Origin of the sequence: Brevundimonas mediterranea, from assembly GCF_014196125.1 — a bacterium.
GTDB lineage: Bacteria > Pseudomonadota > Alphaproteobacteria > Caulobacterales > Caulobacteraceae > Brevundimonas > Brevundimonas mediterranea.
The window spans coordinates 1012112-1024285 of record NZ_JACIDA010000001.1; the positions used below are offsets into that span (position 1 = coordinate 1012112).

At 67.9% G+C, this 12174-nt stretch carries 9 protein-coding genes; 8 read left to right on the forward strand and 1 reads right to left on the reverse strand.

The window, feature by feature from the left end; genetic code table 11:
* Positions 1-22 precede the first annotated feature (22 nt).
* The 3 genes from GGR11_RS05145 to GGR11_RS05155 all read left to right on the forward strand — a co-directional run bounded on the left by GGR11_RS05145 (position 23) and on the right by GGR11_RS05155 (position 4184).
* Complete coding sequence (locus GGR11_RS05145) at positions 23-2668, forward strand: TSCPD domain-containing protein (RefSeq protein WP_183195685.1); 2646 nt, start codon at positions 23-25, stop codon at positions 2666-2668.
* 55 nt (positions 2669-2723) lie between these two features.
* Positions 2724-3218, forward strand: coding sequence for a pentapeptide repeat-containing protein (locus GGR11_RS05150; RefSeq protein ID WP_183195686.1), 495 nt, complete (start codon positions 2724-2726; stop codon positions 3216-3218).
* A 147-nt stretch (positions 3219-3365) separates the two neighbouring features.
* The gene (locus GGR11_RS05155) at positions 3366-4184 is read left to right on the forward strand and encodes a pentapeptide repeat-containing protein (RefSeq protein WP_246331561.1); all 819 of its coding nucleotides are present in this window, start codon (positions 3366-3368) and stop codon (positions 4182-4184) included.
* A 60-nt stretch (positions 4185-4244) separates the two neighbouring features.
* On the opposite strand, the gene aspS is transcribed toward GGR11_RS05155, so the two are convergent.
* Complete coding sequence (aspS, locus tag GGR11_RS05160) at positions 4245-6077, reverse strand: aspartate--tRNA ligase (protein ID WP_183195688.1); 1833 nt, start codon at positions 6075-6077, stop codon at positions 4245-4247.
* A gap of 203 nt (positions 6078-6280) precedes the next feature.
* Here aspS and GGR11_RS05165 point away from each other — a divergent pair, with 203 nt between their 5' ends.
* The 5 genes from GGR11_RS05165 (at position 6281) to GGR11_RS05185 (ending at position 12129) form a co-directional block, all read left to right on the forward strand.
* Positions 6281-7258: a hypothetical protein gene (locus tag GGR11_RS05165; protein WP_183195689.1), complete on the forward strand. Its 978-nt coding sequence runs from the start codon at positions 6281-6283 to the stop codon at positions 7256-7258.
* A gap of 9 nt (positions 7259-7267) precedes the next feature.
* Positions 7268-7555: a YciI family protein gene (locus GGR11_RS05170; RefSeq protein WP_183195690.1), complete on the forward strand. Its 288-nt coding sequence runs from the start codon at positions 7268-7270 to the stop codon at positions 7553-7555.
* An 85-nt stretch (positions 7556-7640) separates the two neighbouring features.
* Positions 7641-8333, forward strand: coding sequence for a P-loop NTPase family protein (locus GGR11_RS05175; protein ID WP_246331563.1), 693 nt, complete (start codon positions 7641-7643; stop codon positions 8331-8333).
* Between the two features lie 77 nt (positions 8334-8410).
* Entirely contained in the window at positions 8411-10627 is a 2217-nt protein-coding gene (locus GGR11_RS05180) for an RNA degradosome polyphosphate kinase (protein WP_183195691.1), read from the forward strand.
* Complete coding sequence (locus tag GGR11_RS05185; RefSeq protein WP_183195692.1) at positions 10627-12129, forward strand: Ppx/GppA phosphatase family protein; 1503 nt, start codon at positions 10627-10629, stop codon at positions 12127-12129. The genes GGR11_RS05180 and GGR11_RS05185 overlap by 1 nt, the downstream gene beginning before the upstream one ends.
* Positions 12130-12174: the final 45 nt, after the last annotated feature.

Sequence of the window (12174 nt, forward strand, 5' to 3'; positions counted from 1 at the left end):
GGCTTCCCGGGAGATGCGGCCCATGCGCTTTCAATCCGGCTTCGTGGATCTGGCCCGCCGGGTCACGATGGAGACCCGCGCTGTCGAGCGCGCCGCCACAGTCCAGGAGATCACGGCGCCGGCCGCATGGTCGGACGCCCGGATCGAATCCTGGCTGGACTGGAGCGAATCCCTGGTCCCCGACCTGCCTCCGACCGGCGGCTGGCTGAACGGCGCCGTGGACGCCTGGGCCGAACGTCTGGCCGGCCGGGGCCTGGCCGAGGGCGTCTTCACCGATCGGGCCGAGGCCCATGTCTTCGCCGCCGAATTGGCCGCCACCATTCAACTGGGCCTGGCCTCGCCTGCCGGTGGGCTCGAGGCTGGCTCAGGCTCCGCCGACATTCTCGACCTGTCCGATCCCGCCGCGCCGGCCCATCTGGCCGAACACCGCGCCGACCGCATGACCGCCCGGCTGGCGCTGCAGTCGGCCGAGGCCCTGGCCGACGCCCTGTGCGCGGTCGCCGACGCCGTGGACCGCTGCGAGGGACCGGACGGCCACTGCGCCGATCCGTCGCGCAACCCCGCCCTGGGTCGCGCCGCCGCCACTGCGCGGCGTCGCGGCGCCACCGACGCCGACATCCTGCGCGCCGTCGATGGCGAACGTCCGGCCCTGGCCCTGCGCCCCTTCCACGAAACCCCGCCCCTGATCGCCCTGGCCGACCGCACCCAGATCGCCGCCGGCGCACCCGAGGCCCTGCTGGCCGCCGAATCGGCTCTGGACGGCGGCCTGATCGCGATCTTCTCTCCCCGCGACGCCGAGGCCCTGGCCGAGGGCGCGGTCGGTCGCGCCCTGCTGGATCTGTCCGCCGTCGCCGCCCTGGACGGCGGGACCTTCGACCTGCTGCCGGATCTGACGCGTCTGTGGACCGTGGCCCTGGATATTCAGGCCGCGAGCGCCGCCATTTCCCTGGGGTTGGAGGGCCTCTCGGCCGCGCTGATCCCGGCTGGCGGCGACCTGTCCGCCCGGGCCGAGGCTCTCGCGGGCCTGACGGCGGTCGTGGCGGCTCAGACCTCGGTGGAACTGGCCCAGTTGCGCGGCCCCTGCGCCGAATGGGACGGCCTGAAGAGCCAGGTCGCCGACGCTGACCGCACCCGCCGCGCCCGCCTGAAGGCCAATCCGGATCCTCTCGCCGCCATCGCCCTGAAGCGGATCGGCAAGCTGGGCGCGCCCCGGCGCCATGCGACCATCAGCCTGTTCGTCGATGACGCCGAGGCCCGGCTGCGTCTGGGTCTGGGCGCCCCTTCGGTCATCGACGTCTTCCAGACCGCCGACGGCCAGATCGGCCGCCGCCTGGCCCCACCCCTGGCCGCCGCCCTGGCCCGCGCGGGCGGCGACGTCCAGGCGGCCGAGCGCCGGCTGTTCGGCCGTCGCACCCTGGTCGAGGCGCCGGGCGTCGATCACGCCGCCCTGCGCGGATTCGGGTTCACCGACATCGAACTGGCCGCCGTCGAACAGGCCCTGGCCGGGGCCGACGGCTTCGACGCCGTCTTCACCGCCCCGGTGCTGGACCCCGGCTTCATCCGCGACGTCCTGGGACTGGAAGACGGCGACGGCCCGTTGCTGAACCTGCTGGGCGTGCCCGAAGAGGCTGAGGCCGAGGCCGCGCGCTGGGTCTTCGGTCACGGCGACCTGACGGATTGGCCCGAGGCGCCACCGGCCGTCGCCGCCTTGCTGGCCGATCCAGCGAGCGTCGAGGCGAATCTGCGCCGCGCCGTCGAACCGTTCAGCGACGCGCCCGACACGGCCTTGGACCTTCTGGACTGGCGCGCCACCGCCGCCCAGGCCGCCCGCCGCCTGGCCCAGGCCGCCGCAGAGGGTCGCCGCGCGGTGCGGCTGCGTCGCGCGCCTCCGCCCCCAGGCCCCCTGCTGACCCTGCCGAAAACCGATACGGCCCTGCGCCCCGAAACGCCCCGCCCCGCTCCCACGCCCGCCCCGCAGGAGCGCGTCGTCGAACGTGTGGTCGAACGCGAGCGCGCCCGCCGCAAACTGCCCGACCGCCGCAAGGGCTATATCCAGAAGGCGGCCGTCGGCGGGCACAAGGTCTATATCCACACCGGCGAATACGACGACGGCGAATTGGGCGAGATCTTCATCGACATGCACAAGGAAGGCGCCGCCTTCCGAAGCCTGATGAACAATTTCGCCATCGCCATCTCGATCGGGCTTCAATACGGCGTGCCGCTGGACGAGTTCGTGGACGCCTTCGTCTTCACCCGGTTCGAGCCCGCCGGACGGGTCACGGGCAATGACTCGATCCGCTCGGCCACCTCGATCCTGGACTATATCTTCCGCGAGCTGGGCGTCTCCTATCTGGACCGCCACGAACTGGCCAACGCCGGCCCCGATGAGTTGAACGCCGACGGCCTGGGCCACGGCAAGGCCGAGGGCGGAGAGACCGTTCCTGCCGCCCGGTTCATCTCGAAGGGCTTCGCCCGCGGCTCCGCGCCCGACAATCTCGTGGTCCTGCCCTTCGGCAAGAAGGCCGAGCCTGAACCGAAGGTCGTCGCCAACACCGAGGCCGTCGCCTGTCCGTCCTGCGGCGATTTCAGCCTGCAAAATCGCGGCGGCGTCTGGGTCTGCGACACCTGCGGAGACGCCCGGGCGGTTCACGGCGGCGATCAGGGCTAAGTTAACGGCTGGGCTCTAGAGTGCCGCCACGCGACGTTTTCGCTGGAGCGACCCCATGTCCCGCCTTACCGCCCTGTCCATCGCCGTCGCCGTATTTGCGACCGCCGCCCCCCCTGCCCTGGCGCAGAACGCCAGCCAGATCGCCAGCGTGAAACGCGGCGCATCCTGCGCCGGCTGCAACCTGTTCCAAGGTGATTTCTCCGGTCTTGAGGCGCGCGGTCTGAACCTGTCCGGCGCGCGCCTGCGCCAGGCGGACCTCAGCCTCAGCGTGATGAACCGCACCCGTTTCTCCAACGCCGACATGCGCGACGTCGAAGCCTACGGCGGGGTCTTCTCCAGCTCCAACTTCTCGGGCGCCGACCTGACCAACGCCAGCTTCGTCGGCGCCTATCTGCAAGGCGCGAACTTCTCGGGCGCAAAGCTGATCGGGACCAACCTGTCCGGCGCCGACCTGTCGCGCGCCACCGGATTGACCCAGGGTCAGCTGAACCGCGCCTGCGGCGACGGCTCGACCATTCTGTCCGGAAACCTGCGTATTCCCGCCTGCTGACGGCCATCCGTCTTGCCGGGATTTAACGAAATTACCTCGATTTAAGTAGGTCCGGGCAGTATTTCGAGGCATTCAGACTGCGTGAAACAGATCGCCCGCCCAAACCCCATCCGATTGAAAACCGCGCTGATCGCGGCGGCGGGCCTGATGCTCGCCACCCCCGCCTTCGCCGGGATCGAGATGACGGTCCAGGATCGCGACGTGGCCCGGTCGGTGTCCCTGGGCGGTTCGTGCAATCGCTGCGAACTGTCGGGCCGCAATCTGTCGGGCGCCACCTTCACCGGCGCCAGCTTCATGAACGCCACCCTGGTCGGCGCCAATCTGCGCGGCGCGGAAATGGTCGGCTCCAACTTCACCGGCAGCGACTTCAGCCGCGCCAATCTGACGGGGGTCGAGATCGTCGGGGCCAACTTCACCTCGACCAATTTCACCGGCGCCGTCCTGACGGGGGCCGAGGCCCAGGGCTCGTTCTTCGTGCGCGCCAACCTGTCGCGGGCCGACCTGTCGGGGGCCGAACTGCACGGCGTGAATTTCAACGGCGCGACCCTGGCGGGCGCGAATTTCTCGAACAGCGAACTGTTCGGCGCCACCTTGGCCAATGTCCACGCCATCGGCGCAAACTTCTCCGACGCCGAGATCAACGCCTCCAACCTGTCCGGCGGCGACTTCTCGAACGCCTCCTTCCGTGACGCCAGCCTGGACGGCGCCCGTCTGACCGGGGCGACCTTCACCCGCGCCGACTTCAACGACGCCTCGCTGCGCCGCACCGACATCCGGGGCGCCGACCTGTCCGGCGCGCGCAACCTGACCCAGGACCAGATCAGCGAGGCCTGCGGCGACGGCGCCACCCGCCTGCCCGGTCGTCTGACGCCCCAGGCCTGCCGCGGAACCATCCGGGTGATCCGCACCCCGCCTGCGCCGCCGGCTCCCCCAGCCGTGCGCCACTTCGTGTCCGCTGAACACTGAACAGCAAAAAGGGGACGCCGCAGCGTCCCCTTCTTCGCTTCGGCGATCAGGCGTGGCCGATCAGACCTTGATCGGCAAGGCCGTGCGGATATGGACGTCCTTCAACTGGCGTTCCTCCGCCTCGGTCGGGGCGTTCATCAACAGATCCTCGCCCTGCTGGTTCAGGGGGAAGGCGATGACCTCGCGGATGGCCGTCTCGCCGGCCAGCAGCATGACGATGCGATCGATGCCGGGGGCCAGGCCGCCGTGGGGCGGCGCGCCGTAGCGGAAGGCGTTCAGCATGCCGCCGAACTGTTCTTCCACCACCGAGGCGTCGTAGCCGGCGATCTCGAAGGCCTTCAGCATGATCTCGGCCTTATGGTTCCGGATCGCGCCCGAGCACAGCTCATAGCCGTTGCAGACGATGTCGTACTGGAAGGCGCGGATGGTCAGCGGATCCTGGGTCTCCAGGGCCTCCAGCCCGCCCTGGGGCATCGAGAAGGGGTTGTGGCTGAAGTCGACCTTCTTCTCTTCTTCCGACCATTCGAACATGGGGAAGTCGACGATCCAGCAGAATTTGAACTGGTTCTCGTCGATCAGCTTCAGCTCCGTGCCCACGCGGGTGCGGGCCAGGCCGGCGAACTTGGCGAAGACCGACGGCAGGCCGGCGGTGAAGAAGGCCGCGTCGCCCTTGCCCAGACCCAGCGAAGCCATCAGGGTCTCGGTCGGCTCCTGGCCCAGGTTCTTGGCGATGGGACCGCCCCAGGCGCCCTGGTCGTCCGACCAGAAGATATAGCCCAGGCCCGGCTGGCCCTCGCCCTGCGCCCACGAGTTCATGCGGTCGCAGAAGGCGCGCGATCCGCCGGTCGGCGCCGGGATGGCCCAGACGGCGTTCTTCTCGTCCGCGCCCAGGATCTTGGCGAACAGGCCGAAACCACCGTCGCGGAAGTGGTCGGAGACCACCTGCATCTTGATCGGGTTGCGCAGGTCCGGCTTGTCCGAACCATACCAGGCCATCGACTGGGCGTAGGTCAGGCGCTCGAAGCCCTTGTGCTCGAACGTTTCGCCGAAGTCGTTGGTGAAGGTGTGGACGCCGTCGATGGGCGAGACCGGCTTGCCCTCGCCGAACTCTTCGAACACGCCGTGCATCAGCGGCTCGATGGCGGCGAAGACGTCTTCCTGGGTCACGAAGCTCATCTCGACGTCGAGCTGGTAGAATTCCAGCGAACGGTCGGCGCGCAGGTCTTCGTCTCGGAAGCAGGGGGCGATCTGGAAATAGCGGTCGAAGCCCGAGACCATCAGCAGCTGCTTGAACTGCTGGGGCGCCTGCGGAAGGGCGTAGAACTTGCCAGGGTGCAGACGCGACGGCACCAGGAAGTCGCGCGCGCCTTCCGGCGACGAGGCGGTCAGGATCGGGGTCTGGTACTCCAGGAAGCCCTGGGCCACCATACGCTGGCGGATCGAAGAGATGACCCTGGAGCGTAGCACAATGTTCTTGTGCAGCCGCTCGCGACGCAGGTCGAGGAAGCGGTTGGCCAGGCGGATATCTTCCGGATACTCCTGGTCGCCGAAGACCGGCATCGGCAGTTCGGCGGCTTCCGACAGGACCTCGACGCCTTGGACGCGGACCTCGACCTCGCCGGTCGGCAGGTTCGGGTTCACCACCCCGGCCTCACGCGCCACCACTTCGCCGTCGATCTTGATCACGCTCTCGGCGCGCAGGCGTTCGACGGCCGCAAAGCCCGGCGTCTCCGGGTGCAGCACCAGTTGGGTCAGGCCGTAGTGGTCGCGCAGATCGATGAACAACAGGCCGCCGTGATCGCGCTTCCGATGCACCCAGCCGGACAGGCGGACGGCGGAACCGGCGTCGGAGGCGCGCAGGGCGCCGCAGGTGTGAGAGCGGTAGGCGTGCATGGATGGACCGTCTGGAATTCTGCGGTGGAATCTGACGCCGGAGCGCCTGAAATCGAAGCGGCGTAGGGCGCATTATCGCCCCCGAAAGTCAAGGTCGGGGCGGCTTTCGGTCATGCTTGCACGCTCCATCAAATCCACCTGACTGTCTTGTGAAGCGGCGTGGCCGTCCACAAACTGCGTCGCCCCTCAAAAGAAAGCCTCCGATGCTCCACCGCCTTGTCCTCGCTGCCCTCGCGATATCGGCCGCCAGTTTCATGACAGCCCTTCCGTCTTGGGCGCAGATGTCGCCGGACCTGTCCGGACGATGGGTTTGGGCTGTCGAGGGCCGCACGGTCTTCATCATCGACATCCCTGATAGAGACTCGCCGGTCGCGACCCTGACCCGTCCTTCCAGCCTGGTCCTGCTTCAGGACGGCGCATTGAGCGGCGTAAACGGCCCTGTCTTCACTGAAGACCTGAAGGTCAATGCCCTGACCGCCGATCACATAACTCTGACGCGGCCGAACGACGAAGTTTACGAAATACGTCTGGCGGCAAAGGATTGGGCGACATTCGCCTTCGTCGGAGGCCCGCCCATGTCACCTCTTTCCCTATATCGACCGCATGATCCGGCCACAGTCGAGACGGACTGGGGTGGAGACCGCGCCTATGGCCGCCTGGAACCCGATACCGATGTCTCGGACGACCCGGCCGTCAAGGCGTTGTTCGACGCCGACCAGGCGGATCGCGACGATATGCTGACGGTCGGGCCGCAAGTTGCCGTGAAAGACGCCGCACGACGCGCCGAACTTACCCAACTGATGCAAGCCGGGGTTTTGAAGAGTGGTCGCGACTATTATCGGGCGGCCTTCATCTATCAGCATGGCGACCAGCCTGACGATTACCTCCTGGCGCATGTTTTGGCCGTGACGGCTATGGCCAAGGGCTTCTCCGATGCGGGTTGGATCGCGGCGGCGACCCTGGACCGCTACCTGCAGGAAAGCGGCAGCGCCCAGATTTACGGCACCCAATTTCAAATACCGTTCAACGGCGATCCAGTGACCCAGAGAAGCTACAATCGCGACCTTCTTCCCGACAGCGCACGAATCGCGGTCGGCGTCCCCACGCTTGCCGGACAGGAAGAACAACGTCAGTCATACGAACGCGAACGAGCCGCCCGCTCGTCGAGCGTCCGAAATTAGAGATTTCCCGTGTTTATCGTCACCCTCACCTACACCCAGCCCATTGAAGCCATTGAGGCCAAGACGGTCGAGCATCGCGAATGGCTGGACATCCATGTCGCCAGCGGCCTGATCATCGCCGCCGGTCCCATGGTTCCGCGCACCGGCGGCATACTCGTTGTCCGCAGCGGGGGCACGAAAGAGGAGCTCGAGACCCTGCTGAAGGACGATCCTTTCCAGGTCCACGGCCTGGCCGACTACAGGATCACCGAGTTCAAGGCAGGCAAGTTCAACCCCGCCCTGACCGAATTCGCCTGATTCCGTCCACAGGGCGGGCCTTCGCTCCCCTGTACCAACAGGATGCGCCTGCGCAGTTCGTCTCCGCCTCTGCTATGACAGGCTCATGCCCGCGCAGAGCGCCATGATCCGACCGAACGCCGAACAGCTGCGTCTGCCGCTGGAACGCCCGCTTGCGGGCGAGGCCTTTGTATCGTCGGACAGCAATGCCGAGGCCGTCCGCGTATTGTCGCGCTGGCCGGACGGCGCCGGTTCGGTCCTGGCCCTTTACGGACCGGCGGGATCGGGCAAGAGCCGGCTGGCCGCCGACTGGGCCGAACGGATCGGGGCCGTGCCGCTGAACGGCGTCGAGGCGGCCCTGGTCGATCCGCTGGAGCTGGAGGGGCGGCCGGTCCTGCTGGATTGCGCGCCCGACGCGGACGACGAAAGCCTGTTTCACCTGATCAATCTGGCCCATACGGGCGGCGGCGCTCTGCTGCTGGTGTCGCGCTCGGCGCCGCGGAACTGGTCTGTCGCCCTGCCCGATCTGCGCTCTCGCCTGGATGCGGTCCGCACTGTCGCCGTCGAGGCGCCGGATGACCGGGTGCTGTCCGCCATTCTGCGCACCCGGTTCGCCGAGCGCAGCATCGCGCCGACCGACGAAGTGATCGCCTATCTGGTGCGGCGGCTGGACCGGTCCGCCGACACCGCCGCGACTGCGGTCGAACGTCTGGACGCCCTGCACCGCCCCGTCACCCGCGCCCTGGCCCGGCAGGTGCTGGACGAAATGAACGCCGCCGTCGAGGTCGAGACCGACTGAGGGCCGGGGCGAATGGCCGCCCATGAAAATGTCGATGCCCGCTTGCGGCCGTCACAGTCGCGCGCGAGAACCGGGCTATGACCGACGCCGCGATCCACGACGCCACCCGGGGCGAGGAAGTCCCTGCTTCCCGCGCTCCCCAGCTTGCCCTGAATGAGGAATTGATCGCCTCGCCCACGCGGTTCTTCAACCGCGAAATCTCCTGGCTGGCCTTTAACGAGCGCGTGCTGGAGGAAGCCGCCAATCCGAACCACCCGCTGCTGGAACGCCTGCGGTTCGTGTCGATCTCGGCCAACAATCTCGACGAGTTCTTCATGACCCGCGTCGCCGGCCTGAAGGGCCAGTTGCGCGAGCGGGTGCGGGTGCTTTCGGCCGACGGCCTGACCCCGGCCGAACAGCTCGAGCGGATCAATATCTCGGCCGGCGAACTGATGGCCGAACAGCAGGTGCGCTGGCGCCAGCTGAAAAAGGAACTGGCGACCGTCGGCATCGAGGTGGTCGACCGCAACCGCCTGACCAAGACCGAGAAGGAGCGGCTGGAGCCCGAGTTCCTGAACCAGCTCTTCGCCGTCCTGACGCCCCTGGCCATCGACCCGGCCCATCCCTTCCCCTTCCTGCCCAACCTCGGCTTCTCCCTGGCGCTGAAGCTGAAGCGCAAGGGCGAGGCCAAGACCTTCTACGCCCTGGTGCCCGTGCCGACCCAGGTGCGGCGCTTCTGGGAACTGCCGACCGACGGCCGCTCGGCGCCCGGTCGCAAGCGGTTCATCACGCTTGAGAACGTGCTGCTGCTGTTCATCGACCACCTGTTCCCCGGCTGTGACATCCTCGAGAAGGGGCTTCTGCGCCTGATCCGCGACAGCGATATCGAGATCGAGGAAGAGGCCGAGGACCTGGTGCTCGAGTTCGAGGAGGCGCTGAAACAGCGGCGCCTGGGCTCGGTCGTTCGCGTCAAGATCGAGGCCTCGATGCCGACCGACCTGCGCGACTTCATCGTCGGCGAGCTTGAGGCCGCGCCTCAGGACGTGGTGCTGGTGGACGGCATGCTGGGCCTGGCCCAGCTGTCGGATCTGATCCCCGGCGGCCACCCCGACCTGAAGTTCAAGGGCTATGAGCCCCGCTATCCCGAGCGGGTCCGCGACAACGGCGGCGATGTCTTCGCCGCCATCCGAGAGAAGGACCTGCTGATCCACCACCCGTTCGAGAGCTTCGACGTGGTGGTGCAGTTCCTGCGTCAGGCAGCGCGCGATCCGAACGTCATCGCCATCAAACAGACCCTGTACCGCACCTCCAAGGACAGTCCCATCGTCGCCGCCCTGATCGAGGCGGCCGAGAACGGCAAGAACGTCACCGCCCTGGTCGAGCTGAAGGCCCGGTTCGACGAGGAGGCCAACCTGCGCTGGGCCCGGGCGATGGAGAGGGCCGGCGTCCACGTCGTCTTCGGCTTCGTCGAATACAAGACCCACGCCAAGCTCAGCGTCGTCGTGCGCCGCGAGGGCGAGGCCCTGCGCACCTACTGCCACTTCGGCACCGGCAACTATCACCCGGTCACGGCCAAGATCTACACCGACCTGTCGCTGTTCTCGTGCGATCCCGTCCTGGGCCGCGACGCCAGCCGGGTGTTCAACTACATCACCGGCTACGCCACCCCGGACGAGCTGGAGGCCCTGGTGGTCTCGCCGCTGAACATGAAGTCCACCCTGATCGAACTGATCGGCAAGGAGATGTCGGCCGCCGCCATGGGCAAGCCGGCCGCCATCTGGGTCAAGCTGAACTCCCTGGTCGATCCCGAGATCATCGACGCCCTGTACCGGGCCAGCCAGTGGGGCGTGCGGATCGACCTGGTCGTGCGCGGCATCTGCTGCCTGCGGCCGGGCGTGACGGGCCTGTCCGAAAACATCCGCGTCAAGTCGATCGTCGGCCGCTTCCTGGAGCACAGCCGGATCGTCTGTTTCGCCAATGGCAAGGACCTGCCCCACGACAAGGCCAAGGTCTTCATCTCCTCGGCTGACTGGATGACGCGCAACCTGGACCGCCGGGTCGAGCTGATGACCCCGATCCGCAACGCCACCGTCCACGACCAGGTGCTGGACCAGATCATGGTCGCCAATTTGAAGGACGACGCACAAAGCTGGGTGCTGGACGCCGAAGGGCGCTATACCCGCCTCATCCCCGCCGATCCGGAGCGGCCCTTCTCGGCCCACAAATATTTCATGACCAATCCCAGCCTGTCGGGCCGTGGGCGCAAGGTGAAGACCCTGCCGTCCGCTCTCAGCTACGAGCGTCCCGGCCGCTGATGCCGGATCTGGCGCTTACCGGCCGCGACGTCGCGGCCATCGACATCGGGTCCAACTCGGTCCGTCTGGTTCTCTACCGGCTGGAAGGTCGGGCGATCTGGACCGTCTTCAACGAAAAGGTTCTGGCCGGCCTGGGTCGCGACCTGCCGACCACCGGCAGGCTGTCGCCCGAGGGGGTGGTCATGGCCATGACGGCCCTGCGCCGTTTCGCCGCCGTGCTGGAAGGGGTTCGCCCCGACGCCACCCTGATCGCCGCGACCGCCGCCGTTCGCGAAGCCAGGGACGGCCCTGAGTTCTGCCAGCGCGTCGCCGCTGAGACGGGCTTGCAGATCCGTGTCCTGTCTGGCGAGGAAGAGGCGAAATACGCCGCCATGGGCGTGCTGGCCGGCGCGCCCCAAGCCCGGGGCGTCTCGGCCGACATGGGCGGCGCCAGTCTGGAGCTGACTCGTCTGGGCGGCGCCCCAGGCGCGGCGCACAGCGTCGAACAGGGGCTGACCCTGCCGCTGGGCCCCTTCGCCCTGGCCGAGGGCAAGGGATTCGACGCCGACCGGATCAAGGCCCGCATCGACCAGAGACTGAAACCCGTCGCGGCCCAGTTCCAGACCGACCGCCTCTACGCCGTCGGCGGCGCCTGGCGCACCCTGGCCCAGGTCCATATGGCGCTGAAATCCTATCCGCTGAAGGTCGTGCACCAGTACGAGATCACGGCGGACGAGGCGCTGGAGACCGCACGTCTGGTCGCGCAACAGTCGGCGGCCGGCCTCGCGAAACTGCCAAGCGTGTCCAAGAAGCGGGCCGAAACCCTGCCCTACGCCGGCCTGGTGCTGGAAGGTCTGATCAAGCATCTGAACCTGAAGCGGATCGAGATGTCCGCCTGGGGGGTGCGCGAAGGCCTGCTGTTCGAAACCCTGGACGAGGCGACCCAGGCGGCCGATCCGCTGCTGGCCGGGTGCGCGGCCCTGGGCGGACGGCAGGGGATCGACCCCGCCCTGCCCGGCGCCCTGAACGGCTGGATTTCAGACGTCGTCTCGGCCCTGCCGTCGGCCTTCGGCGCCGCGCGCGACGGCGTCCTGTCCGCCGCCGCCTGCCGCCTGTCGGACCTGGGCGCCCGCCTGCATCCAGACCACCGTCTGGAACTGGTCTTCGACCAGGTTCTGCGCGCGCCCGTCGCGGGCGTCAGCCATGCGGAGCGCGCCTTCCTCGCCTGCGCCATGAACGCCCGCTACGGTGGCGGTCTGGCCACGCCCCAGCCGGACATCATCAGCCGCCTGTTGAACGAGGACGCCGCCAAACGCGCCCGCGCCCTGGGCCTGGCCATCCGCCTGGCCTGCGATCTGTCGGGCCGGTCGTCGCAACTGCTCGCCAACGCCACCGCCACGGTGGGCAAGGCCGAACTGAAGCTGACGGCCACTGAAGGCTACGCCGACGTGCTGCTGGGCGAACAGACGAAAAAGCGCGCCAAGGCCCTGGCCGAGGCGATGGGACTGGGACTGTCGATCTAGACAGGTCGACGAACAGGGTTCAGCCTTTCGTCGAACGAGAGGAAC